We start from the raw sequence: 17,350 nt of genomic DNA on the forward strand, positions 1-17,350 counted from the left end.
CCGAACCCGAAGGGTTAGGAGAATCGCCGCGAGAACGACTCCCGTGGGACTGTACGACTCCTACCTCGCCCTCCGATTCCGCCTCGACGACGCCGACGCCCCCGAGCACGTGGCGCTCGTCATCACCGAGCGCGACCTGCTGGAACAGGGCGCGTACGAGACGCTCGAAGCGTTCGTCGGCTGGGCGTTCGAGTTCGGAAGCGACCGCGTCACCATCTCCGTGAGCGTCCTCGACGAGGCGGTCGTCCCGACGCTCGCCCGCGAGCTCCGCGATCTCGACGTCCCCCAGCGAGTGGAGGTCCGCGAACCCGGCGACACCGAGCGCGCCGACGCCCCCGTGCAGGTCAGCATCGGCCTCGGCGGGAAACGAGAGTTCGCATCGGTGGTCCAGTCGCTGGCCGAGGAGGTCGACGAGGGCGCGCTCGACCCCGACGACATCGACGCCGCGGACATCGAACAGCGCCTCGTGTTCCCCGACGAGCCGGACTTCGTGGTCAAGACGGGGGCTGAACGCCTGTCGGACTTCATGATTTGGCAGTCCGTGTACGCGGAACTCTACTTCACCGACGTGAACTGGCGGGACTTCAGGAAGCGCGATTACCTGCGGGCGTTGCGGGACTATCAGGACCGTCAGCGGAGATTCGGCCGGTAGGGCGAATCCCGTGGCGGCGTTGCCGACACGGTGGTTTGGCCGATGAGCGTCAACGAATCGGCCAAACGCTGTCGTGCTCGAAGAGTGCGACAGAAGTTCGGCCGGTAGGGCGAATCCCGCCGGTCCGCTTTCTCGGAGAGCGAACGCCGTCAGTCCCACGACCGGCGCCCGGTAGTTCGTTCCCGAGAGATTCGCTGTGCGCCTCGAATCAACAGCGCGACGCCGAACCAGAACCCGAGCGTGTAGGCGACGACCGTGCCGACGTACAGCGTGAGTTCGGTCGTGAACCGGAGGTTGACGATTTCCGCGCCAGTGATGAGGAAGACGCCCCCGAACAGTATCGGCGTCGGGGACCGCTCTTTCGTGCTCCAGAACTTGGTCGACATGCCGATGACGGTCACGATGACCGTGACGACCGTCCAGTAGAGGCGAACCGACTCGCCAACGCCGAGTTCGATGGGACCCCATACGACCGTCGCGACGAGGGCCCACCCGGAAAGTACGACCAGGAAGAACGCGAGGAGTCCACCGAAGAGCTTCCGTCTGAACGACCCGCCAGACGGGGCTGAACGCCGCAGAACCAGGTCGACGAGCTTCTTGTATATACTAATCGCCGCCAGCCCCTCAAGGAAGCCCGTCAGCAGGACGACGACGACGGCAATCGGAGCGAAGACAGAGATCGAACGCGTTCCCCAAACCGTGACGCCGACACCGATACCTAACAGTATCACACCGAGGACGTCCTGTCCGGTTTCGACGCTCAACTCGTCGTCGGCGTCGACGAACGGGAGACCCCACGTCACGAACGTCGAACCGACAGCAAGCAGCGCTATCGACAGCCACTCGGGGACGTACTCGAAGAGGAACGATATCTGCATCATGTCTTCCCCAGATACCGGTCGGCGAACGCGACCGTGAAGAGGTAGAACGCGAGGCCCATGAACAAAAGCGGGAACGCCACCGTCGACTCCCGCAACGAGTAGCCGAACGCGAAGTCGCTCGTCACGTCGATTCGGTCGACGTACCAGACGAGGACGCCAGGATAGACCAGCGTAGTGAACATCCACAGGCCGAGAAAGTCGTCCACGTCGTCGCTCAGAATGAGAAACATTCCCGTATAGCTGAAGAAGGTTCCGAGCAGGACGAGTGGCGGGTACACATCGAGCGTCTTCGCGACCCCGTCGGGGAGTGAGGGTGCGGCGACGAGGAGCAAATCCATCGCTTGCCACCAAGAAGACTACCGATAGTAAAGTTTGATACCTCAACATGTTTTGATACCCGTGAGAACTGCCGCTCTCGCGGCGTTACTACGGTCCACAAGCGCAGTCGAGGAGCACGTTCCCGACTCTCAGTTGCCGAACAGATGCCCTCCAACTCACCCAACAGAACAGACCTCCTCCCGCCGCCACCGCCGGCCAGCGAGTGGCTCGAAGACGGGCACGTCCTCCTCGCGCTCTCGCTGTTACTCGTTCTCTGGCTCAATCAGCCCGCCCCGCCGGACTGGCCGTGGGCGCTCATCGGCGTCGCCGTCGTCCCGCCGTGGCTGTTCCTCGAATCGCGCTACGAGGGCTGGCGCTCGTGGGTTCCGACCGTCGCCTACGGCGGGGCAGTGCTGCTGTTAGGGCCTCGGTACGAAGCCGAGTTCGTCGCCGTCGTGCTCGGACAGAGCGCCGCGTTTCTGGGATGGTTCTGCTGGCGGACGTACCGGCGGCGGGTTCGCCCGGCGAGGTGACGCACCCCAGTCTCTCAAGCCGCCGTTTGTGCTTACAGAAGACATATTGTTAGACCGCTGAACGTTCCGACATGAACCGCCGCGAGATGCTGGCGTTGTCGGGGGCGCTCGCCGCCGCGACGATTGCCGGCTGTACGGGCGACGGTCAGTCGTCCGCGGAGACCGAGACCGCAAGCGAGACGACGGACACCGCGACCGCGACCGCGACGACAGACACGCCGACGGAGGGGCCGAGCGACGAACCGCCGACCGGTGAACCGAGCGTGGACGACGAGCGGCTCGCCGCGCTCGCGGCCGGCAACGCCGAGTTCGCCCTCGACCTGCACAGACAGGTCGCGTCCGAACAGGGCGGCAACCAGTTCCTCTCGCCGTACAGCATCTCCGTCGCGTTGGCGATGACCTACGCGGGCGCTCGCGGGGCGACCCGCGAACAGATGGAAGCGACGCTCCACTACACGCTCGGGGAGGACGTTCACCCGGCGTTCGCGGACCTACGGGCGGCGCTCGAAGAGCGGGAGACGACTCGGAACCCGGTCGACGGCGGCGAAGCCGACGCCTTCCGACTGGCCGTGGCGAACGCGCTGTGGGGCCGCGAGGGGTACGCGTTCTCGGCGGACTACCTCGACCGACTCGACTCGAACTACGGGGCAGGACTCCGACGGGCCGACTTCGCCGGCGACCCGGACGGCGAGCGGGAGCGAATCAACGAGTGGGTCGCCGACCGGACGGAGGGCCGAATCGAGAACCTGCTTCCGGCTGGCTCCGTCACGCCCGACACGGCGCTCGTCCTCACCAACGCTATCTACTTCATGGCGCAGTGGGCGCGCACGTTCGACCCCGAGGACACCGAAGACGGGAGGTTCACCGCGCTGGACGGGGGCGAATCGACCGTGCCGCTCATGCGGCAGGAACTCAAGGCGAACTACGCCGACCTCCCGAGCGCGCAGGCCGTCGAACTCCCGTACCTCGGTCAGGAGGTGTCGATGGTGCTACTGCTCCCGGACGAAGGCGAATTCGAGTCGTACGAGCGGAATCTGAACGCGAGTCGACTGTTCGGCGTCTTCGAGGAGATGCGAGAGCGAATCGGCGACGTCGTGCTCCCGCGGTTCGAGTTCGAGACCGAGGTCCAACTCTCCGAGGCGCTGTCGAATCTCGGGATGCCCGCCGCGTTCGGCTCGGATGCCGACTTCGGTAGAATGGCCGAGGGTGACGGGGCGACCCTCGCCATCGACGAGGTGTTCCACAAATCGTTCGTCTCCGTGGACGAGGAGGGGACGGAGGCCGCGGCGGCGACGGGCGTGGTCGTCGAAAGTTCGCTGCCGCCGAGCTGGGGCGAACTCCGGTTCGACCGGCCGTTCCTGTTCTGCATCCGCGACCGGCCGACGGACGCGATTCTGTTCTACGGTCGCGTCGTCGACGCCGGGGCTGCACAGGGCGACGACTAACTGTAAAAACAGCCCGAGCCGCCCGGCTCAGTCGGCCGTCTCGTCGGTCCGCTTCGCCAACTCGGCGGACACCTCGTCGGCCCCCGACGAGGGGAGTTGCTCGCGGAGGCGACCGGCGACGGTGCGGGCGTCCTCTAACTCCACTTCCGCGACGGCCCGGACGAGCGTGACGGCGCGCTCGGTCCGGGTACGCTGCCACGACTGCTCTCTGGACTCGTAGGTGCGGATGCCGCGCAGGAAGTCGACTTTCGAGAACTCCGGCCAGTAGGGCGCACAGAAGTAGACCGCGGCCTCGTTGCCGTTGGCGTGCCACGGCAGGAAGTTCGAGGTGCGCTCGTCGCCGCCGGGACGGATGATGAGGTCCACGTCGCGGACGGGCTTTCTGGACAGGCGGCGGTCGACCGCCGGCACGTCCACCTCGTCGGGCGAGAGGTCGCCGCGGGCGACCGCACGACAGACGTCGCGGGCGGCCCCGAGGAGTTCGGCTCGGCCGCCGTACGCGAGGGCGATGTTGAGCGTGAACCCGTCGTAGTCGGCGGTCCGAGTCTCCGCGTACTCGACGGCGTCGCGGACGCGACCGGGGAGCATCTCGACCTCGCCGATGGCGCGCACGGCGACCTCGCGCTCGTGGACGCGGTCGGCGTCGGCGAACTCGTAGAGCTTGTCCTCGATGAGGTCGAAGAGCGGCTGGCGCTCGTGTTCCGGGCGGTCGAAGTTCTCGGTCGAGAACGTGTAGAGCGTCAGTTCCTCGATGCCGAGTTCCTCGCACCACGTCAGCACGTCCTCGGTCGTCTGCGCGCCCGCTCTGTGGCCGTCGGGGGCGTCGTCGCCGTTCTTCCGGGCGTACCGGCGGTTGCCGTCCTGGATGATGGCGACGTGGGTCGGCCCGTCGTCTATCTCCCGGTCGAGCACCCGCTCGTAGGCGCGCCGAAAGCCGCGTTGGACCCACCCGAACATGTACCGTCGGTTGCATTCCGAGGCTATGTGTCTTGTGGGTTACACCGTCGCACGGTGTCCCGAGGTCGGGAGGTCGCCACAGAATGACGGGTCGTCACGACGGGCGACGAATCGCCATCCGTTTGTACCTCCCCGAGAAGACTCGGATATGAGCGAGACCATCGACGAGGACCTCTACCAGCGGACCCTCGCGCTGCTCGAACCCGGCGATATCGAACTCGTCGGGGCCATCGTCCACACCGACCTCACCAGCCGCGAGGACCTGGAGATGCAGGAGCTGACCGTCGAAATCAACGAGATAATCGCCGAGCACGCGGGGAAGGGCGACGCGTGGATTTACGCCGGCAACGACGACACCGACTTCTCGTCCAACCAGTTCCAGGGGCTCTCCGTCGAGGACGACGAGTTCGTCTGGGAGTGCCAACAGCTCGTCCGCGACGGGACGTTCGACCTCGTGTTCTACTACGAGGCCATCGCCGACCACGACGCCATCGTCGAGGGCCTCGAAGCGCTCGACGACGTCGACCGCGTCACGCCGGTCCCCTGAGCGCGGCGGCGACCCGACGACGAGACGCCTCTTTTACTTCGTGAGCGAGGGCGCTCGCTCCGCCCGCGTCGGCCGTTCACCGGCGGCTCGCCGGGCGTTCGCTTCGGTTCATCGCAGTGAGAACAAGCGAGGCGTTTATCCGCCTCGCATCCCGAGTGACGCGCATGATACAGGCGGACGCGGACCTCTCTCGTCTCGACCGCGCCATCGTCAACGCCTTCCAAGGCGGCTTCCCCGTCGTCGAACGTCCCTTCGAGCCCGCGGCGGCCGCGCTGCGCGAGCGCGGCGTGGACGTGACGGCGACCGACCTCTGCGAGCGGGTGCGGACGCTCGACGAGGAAGGCGTCCTCTCGCGGTTCGGCGCGCTCGTCAACGCCGAGGAAATCGGCGGCACGGCGACGCTCGTCGCCATGCACGCGCCGCCGGAGCGGTTCGACGAGGTGGCCGAGCAGGTGAACGCCCACCGCGAGGTCGCGCACAACTACGAGCGCGAGCACCCCCACCTCAACATGTGGTTCGTCGTCTCGGTCGCCGAGGCGTCGCGGGTGGACGAGGTGCTCGGCGACATCGAGGACGAGACGGGCCAAGCGACGTACAACATGCCCAAGCGCCACGAGTTCCACGTGGGCGCGAAGTTCCTCCTCGACGGCCCCGTCTCAGACGGCGACCTCGACCTCTCGCACCTCGGTCCCGACGTGGAGCCGACGGACGCGCGCACCCTGACGCCCGACGAGCGCGACCTCGTCATGGAGATTCAGGGCGGCCTGCCGATTACCGAGACGCCCTACGCCGACGTGGCCGAGGCCGTCGGGCAGGAGCCGTCGTGGGTGGTCGAGACGATCAAGCGGTTCAATCTCGAGGGGAAGGTCCGCCGCGTCGGCGTCATCCCGAACCACTACGCGCTCGGCTACTCGGAAAACGGGATGACCGTCTGGAACGTCCCCGACGACCTCGTGGCGGAGGTCGGCCCCGAAATCGCCTCGCTGGACTTCGTCACCCACTGTTACCGCCGGCCGCGACACGAGGGCGTCTGGCCGTACAACTTCTTCGCGATGACCCACGGCCGCTCCGAGGCGGAGAGCGAGGCCCGCATCGAACAGGTGCGCGAGGTCATGAGCGACTACTGGGACGTGGGCGACGACGACTGGGACACCCTGTTCTCGACGCGCATCCTGAAGAAGACGGGAATCAGGCTGGACGAACGAGCCGAGGCGAACACGGAGTGAGATGATTCCGCTTGTCCACGACCTCTCCGACGAGACGGTCGTCGTCTTCGGCGGGGGACCCGTCGGCGCGCGGAAGGCCCGTCGGTTCGCCCGCGAGGCGCGGACCGTCGTCGTCAGTCCCGAGTTCGCCGACCGCGACTTCGGCGACGCGGAGCGCGTTCGGGCGGCCCCCGCGCCCGACGAGGTCCCCGACTGGGTCGAGCGGTTCGCCCCGGCGCTCGTCGTCGCGGCGACCAACGACGACGCGGTGAACGACGCCGTCGTCGCGGCGGCCCGAGACGCCGGCGCACTGGTCAATCGAGCCGACCGGAGCGGCGAGCGCGACGCGGGGAGCGTGGTCGTCCCGGCGACCGTCGAGGACGGCGACGTGTCGGTCGCCATCACGACCGGCGGCGCGAGCCCCGCCCTCTCGAAGCACCTCCGAGAGCGCGTCGAAGCCGAGTTGGAGGGAGCGGGCGAGATGGCCGCGCTGACCGCGGAACTCCGCGCGGAACTCAAGGCGTCCGACCGGTCGCCGGCCGAGCGCCGTGATGCGATTCGAGCGGTCGTGCGAGACCCGTCGGTTTGGAAGGCTTTACGTACCGGCGATGCAAACCCCCGCCAAGAGGCAGCGCGCGTGATACGAGACACACAGCGAGGTGATTCATGAGAGATTCGGGCGTCATCTCCGGTGTGAGCGTCGCCCACGACCGGGCCAGCGTTCGCGAGATAGAAGCCGCTTCGAGCGACGACGTTCAGACGGTCGTCGAGCGACTCCTCGCCCGCGACGGCGTCTCAGAGGCCTTTTCGCTTCAGACGTGTAACCGCGCCGAGGCGTACGTCGTCACGGACGACGCGACCGACGGCCGCCGCGCGCTCGACGACTTCGCTCCCGACGTCCGAGACGGGAGCGTCCGCTACATGGACCACGAAGAGACCCTGCGCCACCTCATGCGGGTGGCGTCGGGGCTCGAATCCCTCGTCCTCGGCGAGGACCAGATTCTCGGACAGGTCAAAGCCGGTATCGAGGCCGCCCGCGAGCAGGACGCCATCGGCCCGATGCTGGAAGACGCGCTCATGAAGGCCGTCCACGTCGGCGAACGCGCCCGCGAGGAGACGGCCATCAACGAGGGTGCCGTCTCGCTCGGGAGCGCCGCCGTCAGGCTCGCCCGGGCCGAACTCGACGCCCCCATCGGCGAGGTCGACGCCCTCGTCGTCGGGGCCGGAGAGATGGGGACGCTCGCGACGAAGGCGCTCGCGTCGGTCGACGTGGGCGACCTCGTCGTCGCGAACCGGACGGTCGCGAACGCCCGCCACCTCGCCCGCGAGGTCCCGGGCGTCTCGAAGGCCGCCGGACTGGGCGACCTCCGCGGTCGCCTCCGCGACGCCGACCTCGTCATCACGGCCACGAGCAGCCCCGAGTACGTCGTCACGCCGGCGGAGCTGGCGGACGGCTCCGAGACGATGCTCATCGACATCGCCCAGCCGCGGGACGTCGACCCCGCCGCCGCCGACCTCGACGGCGTTCGCGTCCGCGACATCGACGATTTGGAGACGGTGACCGACCGGACCGCGGAGCGCCGCGAGCGCGCCGCCCGCGAGGTCGAGGCGATGATAGACGACGAGTTCGACCGCCTGCTCGCCGCCTACAAGCGGAAACGCGCCGACGAGGCCATCAGTTCGATGTACGAGGCCGCAGAGCACGTCAAGCGCCGCGAGGTGTCGACGGCGCTGTCGAAGCTCGAAGCGCAGGGCGACCTCACCGACGAGCAGCGCGAGACGGTCGAGTCGCTCGCGGACGCGCTCATCGGCCAAATCCTCGCCGCGCCGACCAAGAGCCTCCGCGACGCCGCCGGCGACGACGACTGGACGACCATCCAGACGGCCATGCGGCTGTTCGACCCCGGCTTCGACGACCTCGGAGGGTCAGACCCCTCCGAGCCGTCCGGGCCGTCCATCGAGTTCTCCGGCGAGCCGCCGGAGGACCTCGACCGCGAGGCGCTCGAAGGCGAGGTGCCCCGGCGCGTCCTCGAACAGCTCTCGGACGACTGACGGGCCGCCGACGCGGCCGACCGGCGAACTTTCTTATCCGAACGCGGAGCCACTCCGCGACGATGTCACCGCCCAGACCGTCAGCGACGGGCTTCGTACGCCGTTCCCGTACCGACGCCGCCACCCGAGAAGCCGCCGGCCGCGCGCCCACGGCGCTCGGCCACCGCCTCGTGAACCGCCTCCGAGCGCGAGCGCGTCGCCGCCTCGTCGATGCGACCCCGAAACGGCGGATTCGCGACCTCGACGGTGTCGCTCGGGCGACCGTCGTCGGGACAGTCGCGGGAATCGCGGGCGACGGGCTGGCCGTGGAGCGGTGGGTTGACCGCGAGAACACAGACGGCGACCAGCGAGGCGGGGGCGGGCGCACGGTCGTCGGCCGCGCGACGCGCCCGTTCGTCCTCCGGGACGCCACCGGCGAGATTCGGGTCCGCGTCCCGCCGGACGGACACGTGGTGTTCGGCGGCGACGGCGAGTGCGGCGTCGTCGCCCGCGGCGACGAGGTCGCGGTCACGGGGCGCGTCGCTCGCGACCGCGGCGGGCGGCGGCTCCTGACCGGGCCGCGGTTCGTCGTCCGCGCGGACGCGACCTGACAATCCGGCAGAATCCTTATCGGGATGCCACCCGACGGGTTCGGCATGGCAGAGCTGCTCTCGGACGACGAAATCGACGCACAGCTCGGGTCGGACTGGGAACGCGACGGCGACGAAATCGTCCGCGTCTACGAGTTCGACGACTACCTCGACGGCGTGGCGTTCGCCGCCAGCGTGGGCGAGGTCGCAGAAGAGGAGTTCCACCACCCCGAGATAACGATTCGGTACCAAGAGGTCGAAGTCCGCCTCACGAGCCACGAGGAGGGCGGCATCACCGACAAGGACCTCCGGCTCGCCGACCTGTTCGACGACGAGCTGTGAGCGACGAGGGGACCGCGACGCTCACCTACGTCTTCAGGGTCCGCTTCCGCCTCGATTCGGCCGGGGGCGTCGAGACCGACCCGCGGGAGTTCGAGACCACGGTCCGCGTCACGCCCCCGCCGCCCGGCGAGGAGGGCTGGCTGCTGTTCCGCGACGCGCTCTGGCGGGGAGCGGTGAACGACGAGCGCCACGCCCGCGACCTCGCGTCGTCGTGGCTCGACGTGCCCGTCGTCTCCTGCGAGTTCGCGGAACTCCGGGCCGACGAGGCGTCGCTGGACGCCTTCCGCGAGGCCGTCGCCGCGGACCTCGGCGCGTTCAACGCCGAGTCGGTCCGCGAGGTGCTCCACAAGTACTTCGGGAGCGCGATTCGCGTCGAATCCGACGATTCGTGACGCGGGGCAAGACATTTATCCACGCCTGACGTACTCTGTTGTCCGAATGGTCGCCGATGACTACGATTTCTGGCTGTTCGACCTCGATGGGACCCTCGTCGACGCCGAGTGGTCGTACACGCGTGACGTGTTCGACCGGGTCGGCGACCGACTGGGTCGTCAGTTCACGGACCGCGAAGCCGAGACCATCTGGCACGGTCTCGGCGGCGCGCGCGACCCGATGCTCCGCGAGTGGGGCATCGATCCCGCCGAGTTCTGGCCCGCGTTCCACCGCGAGGAAGACCCCGCAAAGCGAGCAGAAGTGACGTACCTCCACGACGACGCCGAGCGCCTCATCGAAGAGATTCACGCCGCCGGCCGACCGGTCGGCATCGTCACGCACTGCCAGCAGTTCCTGACCGACCCCGTGTTGGACCACCTCGACGTGCGCGACTGGTTCGACGCCGTCGTCTGCTGTACCGAGGAGACGGGGTGGAAACCCGACGCCGCGCCGGTGCGACGCGCTATCGGCGAACTGGGACTCGACGACCGAGTCCTGACCGACGGCGGCACCGCGGGCGTCCTCGCCGGCGACGGCGAAAGCGACATCGGGGCCGCGTGGAACGCCGGCTTGGACGGCATCCACGTCGAGCGACACGGACCCGAACACCGCGGGCGCTGCGTGCTCGGCGAGTACCGCGTCGAGAGCTTCGACGACCTCGTTCGGTCCGGCTGAACGGGCGGGTTCCGTCCGAAGCGGTGATTCGACGGTCGCGACAGTCCAGAGAGAAGAAAAGAGAAATCGACGCTCGGAGGAGTGCGCTCAGGACAGCGTCTGCTCGGGCGTCGGCCGGGCGAAGATGTCGCCGGTGCTCGTGACGGCGACCTGAATGTCATCGTAGGGGAACCGGACTTCGATGCCGGGGCGCTCTTCGGCCTCGACGACGGGCCGGAGCAGTTCTTCGAGCGCGTCGGTGTCGATGTACTCGTACAGCGGGGTCTCGATGGCCGAGAGCCCGCCGTAGGACTCGACGGCCTCGACGACGACGATGCCGAGTTCCTCGTCGCCGAGCCACTGCCCGACGAGTTCCCAGTTGTCGTCGAGGCTGAACGTGGCCTCGGCGGCCGCGTCAGCGTGTTCTTCGAGCGCCTGCGTGACCGCGGAGGCACCGACCGCGAGCGCGGAGTCGACGCTGTCGTCGTCGACGAGGCTCCGGACCCGCTGGAGGACCGTCGCGAGGTCGCCGGGGCCTGCTTTCTGGACGTACTCGGTGACGCCGGCGGTCGAGGCGACGTCGGCGACCTCGGGCCACGACTTCGCCGTGAACAGGAGGATGGGGATATCGGCGTGTTCTTGTCGAACGGCTTTGACGAGTGGCACCCCGTTCGGGAGCACGAGGGAGTCGCTCACGACGCAGTCGACCGACTCGGCCGAGATGACGCCGAGCGCCTCGGTCGCCGACTCGGCGGTCAGAAGAGAGACGGCGTCGAGTTGGCGGAACGCGGCTTCCGAGAGGGCGAGCATCTCGGGGTCGTCGTCGACGTGAAGGACCTTCAGAGGGCTGTTCATATACCAGTTGTACACGCTACGCGGATAAAAACGTTCTACTTATTTTATACTTCAGCGGGAGACGAATATCTAAACGGGTCACGGCCGCTTTCTAAAGGGTTACGGCGGCGCTTAGGTCCTCTCGAACCCTGCGAGGTCGGCAAGTAAATCGCCGCTCGCCGCGAGCACGCCGCGAAGCGAGGCGACGCCGGGTTTCTCGGTCCGGGCGGGGTTCGCGAGGACGGCGACCCGCTGTTTTCCGAGTGAGACGAAATCAAGCCCGAGCGAGTCGGCGGTCGCCCGAAGGCCGAGACCGGCGTCGGCGCGGCCGGCGGCGACCGCCCGCGCCGGACTCTCGAACGCTTTCGTCCCGCGGTCGAACCCCTCGATGGCCTCGACGAGTTCGTGTCTGGTCGTCCCGCGCTCGTCGGCGAGGGCGGCGACGGCGTTCCCGAGGTCGGTCCGCAGTCCGGAGTTCGAATCGCGGTTGACGAACCGGAGGTCGTCGTCTACGAGGTCCGCGAGTCCGGACACCCCGTCGGGGTTGCCGTCGGGGACGACGAGGCCCCACTCGCGCGTCCACGAGCCGAGTTCGACCGCGTCGATTTCCTCGACTGCGTCGCCCCGGTCGCCCGCGACGACGGCCACGTCGGCGATGTCGTTCCTGAGCCGTCGCAGGCCCTCGCGGGAGCCGAACGGGAGATACCGCGGCGACGACACGCGGTCGAGCAGGCGCGAGAGCGCGGGGTCGTCCTCGCCGACGCCGAGCAGTTCCGGCGCGCGGACGTCGGGCGAGAACAGGTGGACCGTCACCGACTCGCCCTCGGCGAGGTACTCCACGTCGGCGGCGACTTCGACGACGCCGTCGGCCTCGACGAGGCTCGTCGTCGCGCCCGAGCCCTTGTCGACGGGGTAGACGAGCGTCTCGCCGTCGCCGTCGGCGACCAGTCCGACCGGCATGAGCCGCGTCCGCCCCTCGGCGTACCGCTCGCGGGTGGCCATCGTCCCCTCGACCGTCGCGGTCCGGGGCTCCGGGAGGCCGGCGGCGTCGCGGATTGCCGGCGCGACGAACGTCCGGAAGATGGTGAGCGCGGAGACCGGGTAGCCGGGCAGGCCGACGTAGGCGCTTCCCTCGCCGAGCGTGCCGACGAGCATGGGTTTCCCGGGCTTGACGGAGACGCCGTGCAGCAGGAGTTCGCCGCGCTCTTCGACGACGCGGTAGATGACGTCGACCGCGCTCGCTGACGTGGACCCGGACGAGAGCACGAGGTCGCACTCGTCGGCCGCCCGTCGGAGCAGGCGCTCCAACTCCCCGTAGTCGTCGCCCGCGTGGGGGTAGAGCTTCGGCACGCCGCCGGCCTCTTCGACCCCCGCGGCGATGGTGTAGGAGTTCACGTCGTAGATTTCGCCCGCCTCCGGGTGGAGTTCGTCGCCCGGTCGGACGAGTTCGTCGCCGGTCGAGACGATGCCAACGGTGGGCTTCCCGCGGACCGGCACCTCGTCGACGCCGAGCGCCGACAGCAGGCCGATTTCGCGGGGGGTCAGGCGCGTTCCGAGGCCGAGGGCGCGAGCGCCGGCGGCGATGTCGGTCCCGGCGGGCATCACGCTGTCACCGGGTGCGACCGCCGAGTAGACGACGAGCGAGCCGTCTCGCTCGTCGGTTCGCTCCACGATGACGACGGCGTCCGCGCCCGGCGGCATCACCGCGCCGGTGGAGATTTCGACGGCGGTTCCGGGGTCGACCGCCACGTCCGGTTCGCTGCCGGCGTGGACCGCCCCGGCGAGGTCGAGTTCGACCGGGTCGGCCTCGTCCGCGCCGAAGGTGTCGCGGGCGCGGACCGCGTAGCCGTCCATGCTCGCGCGGTCGAAGCCGGGCACGTCGAGTTCGGCGTCGATTCGCTCGGCGAGGACGCGGCCGCGGGCGTCTTCGAGCGCCACCGTCTCGGCGTCGGGCGTCAGGTGGAGCGACGCGATGGCCTCGCGCGCTTCCTCCGGGGAGGCGAGGTCGCGGAACTGCTTTCTCATGCGGACCACTCCCAGCCCTCGACGGCGACCGTGTCGCCCTCGTCGTAGCCCTCAATCTCCTCGGGGACGACGACCCAGCCGTCCGCGAGCGCGACGCTGGAGAGGATGCCCGACCCGCTCGTCCGGGTCGGCTCGGCGGTCGGTTCGTCGCCCGACGTGTCGAGTCGGACGCGGGCGAACGTCCGCGTCCCGGGCGAACTCGGGATTTTTCTGGTGAGCGTCGCCTCCTGCGTTGGCAGGGGACGCTCGGGGAGCGACCCGACGCGCTTCAGCACCGGCCGGAGGAACTGGAAGGCGTTGACGACGCAGGCGACCGGGTAGCCGGGCAGCATGACGACCGGCGTGTCCTCGACGACGCCGAGCGCGACCGGGTGGCCGGGTTTGAGCGCGACGCCGTGGACCAGCACCTCGCCGATGTCGTCGACGACCTCGGGGATGAGGTCGCGCTCGCCGACCGACGACCCGCCGGTGGTGACGACCACGTCGTGGTCGAGGTCCGATTCGACGGCCTCGCGGAGCAGGTCGGCGTCGTCGACGACGATGTCCCGGTAGCTCGCCTCGCCGCCCCAGCGCTCGACCAGTCGGGAGACGGTCAGGCCGTTGGTCTCGATGACCTCGCCGGGACCGGGGTCGGCCTCGACGAGTTCCTCGCCGGTCGGGACGACCGCGACGCGGGGGCGTTCGAACACCGTCACCTCCTCGACGCCGACGGAGCGAAGCAGGCCGATGTCCGACGGGCGAAGCTCGTGGCCGGCCTCGAACAGCGGCGTTCCCTCGCGCACGTCCTCGCCGCGCTCGCCGACGTTCTCGCCCTCGGCGAGCGCGTCGAACACTTCGAGTTCGTCGCCGAGTCGTTCGGTGTGTTCGACCATCACGACGGCGTCGGCCCCGTCGGGTACGTCGCTGCCGGTGTGGACGCGGGCGGCCGTCCCCGGCTCGACCGGGCCGTCGACGATTCGGAGGACGTTCGGCGAGCGGCCACTCGCGCCGAAGGTGTCCGACGCGCGGACGGCGTAGCCGTCCATGGCGGCGCGGTCGTAGCCGGGCACGTCGGTGGGGGCGACCGCGTCTTCCGCGAGCGCCCGGCCGTCGGCCTCGGCGAGCGGTCGGCGCACGGTTCGGTCGTGCGGCGTCGCCGCCGCGAGGAGCGACTCGCGGGCGTCCGACAGCCGCGTTCGTTGCTTGAACCCGGCCGTGCGTCGGTCGTCGTGGTTCATACCGGCCCTTCGGTTCGGGGGGCAAAAAGCGTCGGCCTCGAACGCGTCGGCGGGCGATTCCCGAGCCGCACCGTTGCGTCTTCGCGCTCGCGCGCTCGCGCGAGACCGCCGGGTTTTTCGACCCCGACTCCCTATGAACGTTCATGTCAGCACTGCGCGACGCGCTGTCCGACCTCCCGGACGCGGTGTTCGCCGACCTGTTGGAGTCCGAGACGTCCTACCTCTTGGTCCTCGACCTCCCGGGCGTGACCGCCGAGACGGCGGAGCTCCGAGTCGAGAAGGGCAGATTGGTCGTCGAAGCGCGACGCGACAAACGGCTTCCAGCCGAGTTCGACTACGTCCGCGAGGAACGCCCGCTGTTCCTCGACGCCGAAGTCCCCCTTCCGCCTGACGCCGTGGCCGACGAGGCCGAGGCGTCGATGGAACGCGGGACGCTGGAAATCCGGCTCCCCAAGCGCGAGGCCGCCTCCGAGCGGACCATCCCCATTACCACCGGCGACGAAGACGCCTGACGAGGCGGTGGTCACGCTGGTCAACCTCCGCGCCTATTGGCGGTTCCTCGTCGTCCTGTACCAGTTCTTCCCGCTCATCGTCGCGTACACCCGTGACAAGCGGAAATACCTCCTGTTCGGCGGCGGTCGACGCGTCACGACCGAGATGCGTATCAAGCGCGCCGACGTCCTCTTGGAGTCGCTACTGACGCTCGGGCCGACGTTCATCAAGCTCGGCCAACTGCTGTCGACGCGCCCCGACATCCTCCCCCCGGAGTACATCGAGGTGCTCGGGAGCCTCCAGGACGACGTGCCGGCCGCGCCGTGGGACGAGTCGAAGGCCGTCCTCGAAGCGGAACTCGGCCCCGTCGAGGAGGCGTTCGACGCGTTCGACACCGAGCCGATAAGCGGCGCGAGCCTCGGGCAGGTGTACGTCGCCGAGTACGAAGGCGAAAAGGTCGCCGTCAAGGTCCGCCGGCCCGGCATCGAGGACCTCGTCGAGGCCGACCTCCGGGTGATTCGGTGGTCGATGCCGCTTCTCATGCGCTTTATCGGCGAGGGGCGAGCGTTCTCGCTGGAGAACCTCGCCGACGAGTTCGCCAAGACCATCCGCGAGGAGATGGACTACGACGAGGAGGCCGAGACGCTCGTCGAGATTCAGGAGAACTTCGCGGACGACGACACGCTCGTCATCCCCGAACCGATACCCGAGCGCTCCGACGACCGGGTGCTCACGATGGAGTACCTCCCCGGGACCAAGATAAACAACATCGAGGCGCTGGACGACCTCGGCGTCGACCGGACCGAACTGGCGACGAACCTCCAGCGAATCTACCTCCAGATGATCGTCGAGGACGGCGTCTTCCACGCCGACCCCCACCCGGGGAACCTCTCCGTGACCGACGACGGCCGCATCATCTTCTACGACTTCGGGATGCACGGCGAGGTCGACCCGTTCATCCAGGACAAGATCGTGGAGTTCTACATCGCCGTCGCCAACCAGGACGTCGACGGCATCCTCGACACGCTCATCGAGATGGGGACGCTCAGCCCGAACGTCGACCGGCAGGTGATGGGCGACGTGATGGAACTCGCCATCGCCGACGCCCGCGGCGACGACATCGAGCAGTACCGGGTCAACCAGATCCTCGAACAGGTCGAATCGACCATCTACGAGTTCCCGCTTCGGCTCCCGCGGAACCTCGCGCTCGTACTCCGGGTCGCCGGCGTCGTCGAGGGGGTCTGCGTCACGCTCGACCCCGAGTTCGACTTCATCTCGGTGGCGACCGACTACCTGACGGAGGAAGGCTACCGGGAAGAGAGCGTCCAGAAAATCATCGAGGGCGTCGGCCAGCAGGGCCAGAAGACCGCCCAGTCGCTGTTCCGCGTGCCGCCCAAGCTCGAACGCGTCCTCGACCGGGCCGACCGCGACAACCTGACGCTCAACGTCCGGCTGGAGGACAACCGCGGCATCCTCGACAAGCTGGCCAAGCGGCTCATCTACGGCATCTTCCTGTCGTTCGGCTTCGTCTCGACGGTCATCATCTACGCGCTGAACCCGGAGAACCTCGTCGCGGTCGGCGCGGCGGGCGCGCCGACGGGCGTCGTCGCCCTGCTCCTGTGGAAGTCGTTCCGCTCGCGGAAAGGGCTCCGGGCGACGCCGCAGTTCACCCGGCAGAACCTCAAAGAGCGCCGCAGAGAGTAATCAAAACTGAGAACCGGGCGCGTAATTTTATCGGCTCCCGCCGATACACTCTCGCTCATGACGGAGTGGCGACCGGTGTTCGTGGGGGTGTGTCTCGCCGCGTGCACCGAATCGCTCGTCTACGCGATGACGGGCCAGTTCACCCTCGTCGGTGGGGTCACGGGGAGCGCGCTCGCCGGCTACGTCGTCGGCACCGACCCCGCCGACGGCGGTTGGCACGGCCTCATGGCCGGCGTCGTCTGGGGCTGTCTGCTCATGCCGGTCTCCGTGCTTCTCACCTTCCTCGAACGGACGCCGATTCTCTTTCCGTTCCAGTACCTCATCCCGATGTTCGAGACGGCGGGCGAGCTGACGACCGCCATCATGCTGGCGCTCTCGCTCCCGAACGTCGCCTCCGGGGCGCTCGGGAGCCTCGCCAGACGCGACGCCGCAGGGACGTGGTTCGACCCCGAGATGGCCGAGGTCGACCCGGTCGAAGATGCCTGACCGAT

At 68.6% G+C, this 17,350-nt stretch carries 20 protein-coding genes; 14 read left to right on the forward strand and 6 right to left on the reverse strand.

Going from position 1 to position 17,350, the window contains the following annotated elements; all coding sequences use genetic code 11:
- Positions 1 to 43 precede the first annotated feature (43 nt).
- Positions 44 to 652 carry an undecaprenyl diphosphate synthase family protein gene (locus C5C07_RS12185; RefSeq protein ID WP_004975468.1) on the forward strand — a complete coding sequence of 203 codons (609 nt, stop codon included), beginning with the start codon at positions 44 to 46 and terminating at the stop codon, positions 650 to 652.
- A 149-nt stretch (positions 653 to 801) separates the two neighbouring features.
- Here C5C07_RS12185 and C5C07_RS12190 read toward each other — a convergent pair whose 3' ends face one another.
- Both C5C07_RS12190 and C5C07_RS12195 read right to left on the reverse strand, forming a co-directional pair.
- Complete coding sequence (locus C5C07_RS12190) at positions 802 to 1,533, reverse strand: hypothetical protein (protein ID WP_233510345.1); 732 nt, start codon at positions 1,531 to 1,533, stop codon at positions 802 to 804.
- Positions 1,530 to 1,871 carry a hypothetical protein gene (locus C5C07_RS12195; RefSeq protein WP_004975472.1) on the reverse strand — a complete coding sequence of 114 codons (342 nt, stop codon included), beginning with the start codon at positions 1,869 to 1,871 and terminating at the stop codon, positions 1,530 to 1,532. Before C5C07_RS12195 ends, C5C07_RS12190 begins: the two co-directional genes overlap by 4 nt.
- A 144-nt stretch (positions 1,872 to 2,015) precedes the next feature.
- Between C5C07_RS12195 and C5C07_RS12200 the strand changes: the two genes are divergently transcribed.
- Together C5C07_RS12200 and C5C07_RS12205 are read left to right on the forward strand one after the other, a co-directional pair.
- On the forward strand, positions 2,016 to 2,384 hold the full coding sequence (locus tag C5C07_RS12200; protein WP_115805151.1) for an Rz1 protein precursor-related protein: 369 nt from the start codon (positions 2,016 to 2,018) through the stop codon (positions 2,382 to 2,384).
- 71 nt (positions 2,385 to 2,455) lie between these two features.
- Positions 2,456 to 3,829 carry a serpin family protein gene (locus tag C5C07_RS12205; protein ID WP_115805152.1) on the forward strand — a complete coding sequence of 458 codons (1,374 nt, stop codon included), beginning with the start codon at positions 2,456 to 2,458 and terminating at the stop codon, positions 3,827 to 3,829.
- Positions 3,830 to 3,856: 27 nt separating this feature from the next.
- Here C5C07_RS12205 and uppS read toward each other — a convergent pair whose 3' ends face one another.
- Positions 3,857 to 4,786, reverse strand: coding sequence for a polyprenyl diphosphate synthase (uppS, locus tag C5C07_RS12210; RefSeq protein ID WP_115805153.1), 930 nt, complete (start codon positions 4,784 to 4,786; stop codon positions 3,857 to 3,859).
- Positions 4,787 to 4,934: 148 nt separating this feature from the next.
- On the opposite strand from uppS, the gene C5C07_RS12215 reads away from it, so the two are divergent.
- From C5C07_RS12215 to C5C07_RS12250, 8 genes are all read left to right on the forward strand, one after another.
- Positions 4,935 to 5,333 (forward strand): DUF5778 family protein, encoded by a 399-nt coding sequence (locus tag C5C07_RS12215; protein WP_004975483.1) that lies wholly within the window; start codon positions 4,935 to 4,937, stop codon positions 5,331 to 5,333.
- A 164-nt stretch (positions 5,334 to 5,497) separates the two neighbouring features.
- Entirely contained in the window at positions 5,498 to 6,559 is a 1,062-nt protein-coding gene (locus C5C07_RS12220) for an Lrp/AsnC family transcriptional regulator (protein ID WP_004975485.1), read from the forward strand.
- Position 6,560: 1 nt separating this feature from the next.
- Positions 6,561 to 7,208, forward strand: coding sequence for a bifunctional precorrin-2 dehydrogenase/sirohydrochlorin ferrochelatase (locus tag C5C07_RS12225; protein WP_004975488.1), 648 nt, complete (start codon positions 6,561 to 6,563; stop codon positions 7,206 to 7,208).
- The gene (gene hemA, locus C5C07_RS12230) at positions 7,205 to 8,590 is read left to right on the forward strand and encodes a glutamyl-tRNA reductase (protein WP_004975490.1); all 1,386 of its coding nucleotides are present in this window, start codon (positions 7,205 to 7,207) and stop codon (positions 8,588 to 8,590) included. The genes C5C07_RS12225 and hemA overlap by 4 nt, the downstream gene beginning before the upstream one ends.
- Positions 8,591 to 8,652: 62 nt before the next feature.
- Positions 8,653 to 9,180 carry an OB-fold nucleic acid binding domain-containing protein gene (locus C5C07_RS12235; RefSeq protein ID WP_233510347.1) on the forward strand — a complete coding sequence of 176 codons (528 nt, stop codon included), beginning with the start codon at positions 8,653 to 8,655 and terminating at the stop codon, positions 9,178 to 9,180.
- Between the two features lie 45 nt (positions 9,181 to 9,225).
- Positions 9,226 to 9,501 (forward strand): 4a-hydroxytetrahydrobiopterin dehydratase, encoded by a 276-nt coding sequence (locus C5C07_RS12240; RefSeq protein ID WP_004042202.1) that lies wholly within the window; start codon positions 9,226 to 9,228, stop codon positions 9,499 to 9,501.
- The gene (gene lwrS, locus C5C07_RS12245) at positions 9,498 to 9,893 is read left to right on the forward strand and encodes an LWR-salt protein (RefSeq protein ID WP_050459557.1); all 396 of its coding nucleotides are present in this window, start codon (positions 9,498 to 9,500) and stop codon (positions 9,891 to 9,893) included. The genes C5C07_RS12240 and lwrS overlap by 4 nt, the downstream gene beginning before the upstream one ends.
- Positions 9,894 to 9,939: 46 nt before the next feature.
- Entirely contained in the window at positions 9,940 to 10,608 is a 669-nt protein-coding gene (locus tag C5C07_RS12250) for an HAD family hydrolase (RefSeq protein ID WP_050459556.1), read from the forward strand.
- Positions 10,609 to 10,695: 87 nt separating this feature from the next.
- On the opposite strand, the gene C5C07_RS12255 is transcribed toward C5C07_RS12250, so the two are convergent.
- The 3 genes from C5C07_RS12255 to glp form a co-directional block, all read right to left on the reverse strand.
- Positions 10,696 to 11,442, reverse strand: a complete 747-nt coding sequence (locus tag C5C07_RS12255) for a response regulator (protein WP_115805154.1) — start codon at positions 11,440 to 11,442, stop codon at positions 10,696 to 10,698.
- Between the two features lie 111 nt (positions 11,443 to 11,553).
- Positions 11,554 to 13,446: a molybdopterin biosynthesis protein gene (locus tag C5C07_RS12260; protein ID WP_115805155.1), complete on the reverse strand. Its 1,893-nt coding sequence runs from the start codon at positions 13,444 to 13,446 to the stop codon at positions 11,554 to 11,556.
- A complete protein-coding gene (gene glp / locus C5C07_RS12265; protein ID WP_115805156.1) occupies positions 13,443 to 14,663 on the reverse strand; it encodes a gephyrin-like molybdotransferase Glp in 1,221 nt (406 codons plus the stop codon). The genes C5C07_RS12260 and glp overlap by 4 nt, the downstream gene beginning before the upstream one ends.
- 143 nt (positions 14,664 to 14,806) lie before the next feature.
- Between glp and C5C07_RS12270 the strand changes: the two genes are divergently transcribed.
- The 3 genes from C5C07_RS12270 to C5C07_RS12280 are packed head-to-tail and all read left to right on the forward strand — an operon-like array spanning position 14,807 to position 17,345.
- The gene (locus C5C07_RS12270; RefSeq protein WP_004975518.1) at positions 14,807 to 15,175 is read left to right on the forward strand and encodes an Hsp20/alpha crystallin family protein; all 369 of its coding nucleotides are present in this window, start codon (positions 14,807 to 14,809) and stop codon (positions 15,173 to 15,175) included.
- A 7-nt stretch (positions 15,176 to 15,182) separates the two neighbouring features.
- A complete protein-coding gene (locus tag C5C07_RS12275; RefSeq protein WP_050459554.1) occupies positions 15,183 to 16,859 on the forward strand; it encodes an AarF/ABC1/UbiB kinase family protein in 1,677 nt (558 codons plus the stop codon).
- A gap of 57 nt (positions 16,860 to 16,916) precedes the next feature.
- Positions 16,917 to 17,345 carry a DUF5518 domain-containing protein gene (locus C5C07_RS12280; protein ID WP_004975521.1) on the forward strand — a complete coding sequence of 143 codons (429 nt, stop codon included), beginning with the start codon at positions 16,917 to 16,919 and terminating at the stop codon, positions 17,343 to 17,345.
- Positions 17,346 to 17,350: the final 5 nt, after the last annotated feature.

The organism is Haloferax sp. Atlit-4N, from assembly GCF_003383025.1.
Lineage (GTDB): Archaea > Halobacteriota > Halobacteria > Halobacteriales > Haloferacaceae > Haloferax > Haloferax gibbonsii.

Coding starts and splice junctions, on each gene's coding strand:
- glp (WP_115805156.1), bottom strand. CDS start 14,663: ATGAACCACGACGACCGACGCACGGCCGGGTTCAAGCAACGAACGCGG.
- C5C07_RS12260 (WP_115805155.1), bottom strand. CDS start 13,446: ATGAGAAAGCAGTTCCGCGACCTCGCCTCCCCGGAGGAAGCGCGCGAG.
- C5C07_RS12250 (WP_050459556.1), top strand. CDS start 9,940: ATGGTCGCCGATGACTACGATTTCTGGCTGTTCGACCTCGATGGGACC.
- C5C07_RS12235 (WP_233510347.1), top strand. CDS start 8,653: ATGTCACCGCCCAGACCGTCAGCGACGGGCTTCGTACGCCGTTCCCGT.
- C5C07_RS12195 (WP_004975472.1), bottom strand. CDS start 1,871: ATGGATTTGCTCCTCGTCGCCGCACCCTCACTCCCCGACGGGGTCGCG.
- C5C07_RS12205 (WP_115805152.1), top strand. CDS start 2,456: ATGAACCGCCGCGAGATGCTGGCGTTGTCGGGGGCGCTCGCCGCCGCG.
- C5C07_RS12215 (WP_004975483.1), top strand. CDS start 4,935: ATGAGCGAGACCATCGACGAGGACCTCTACCAGCGGACCCTCGCGCTG.
- C5C07_RS12220 (WP_004975485.1), top strand. CDS start 5,498: ATGATACAGGCGGACGCGGACCTCTCTCGTCTCGACCGCGCCATCGTC.
- C5C07_RS12225 (WP_004975488.1), top strand. CDS start 6,561: ATGATTCCGCTTGTCCACGACCTCTCCGACGAGACGGTCGTCGTCTTC.
- C5C07_RS12280 (WP_004975521.1), top strand. CDS start 16,917: ATGACGGAGTGGCGACCGGTGTTCGTGGGGGTGTGTCTCGCCGCGTGC.
- hemA (WP_004975490.1), top strand. CDS start 7,205: ATGAGAGATTCGGGCGTCATCTCCGGTGTGAGCGTCGCCCACGACCGG.
- C5C07_RS12255 (WP_115805154.1), bottom strand. CDS start 11,442: ATGAACAGCCCTCTGAAGGTCCTTCACGTCGACGACGACCCCGAGATG.
- C5C07_RS12200 (WP_115805151.1), top strand. CDS start 2,016: ATGCCCTCCAACTCACCCAACAGAACAGACCTCCTCCCGCCGCCACCG.
- C5C07_RS12190 (WP_233510345.1), bottom strand. CDS start 1,533: ATGATGCAGATATCGTTCCTCTTCGAGTACGTCCCCGAGTGGCTGTCG.
- uppS (WP_115805153.1), bottom strand. CDS start 4,786: ATGTTCGGGTGGGTCCAACGCGGCTTTCGGCGCGCCTACGAGCGGGTG.
- C5C07_RS12240 (WP_004042202.1), top strand. CDS start 9,226: ATGGCAGAGCTGCTCTCGGACGACGAAATCGACGCACAGCTCGGGTCG.
- C5C07_RS12270 (WP_004975518.1), top strand. CDS start 14,807: ATGTCAGCACTGCGCGACGCGCTGTCCGACCTCCCGGACGCGGTGTTC.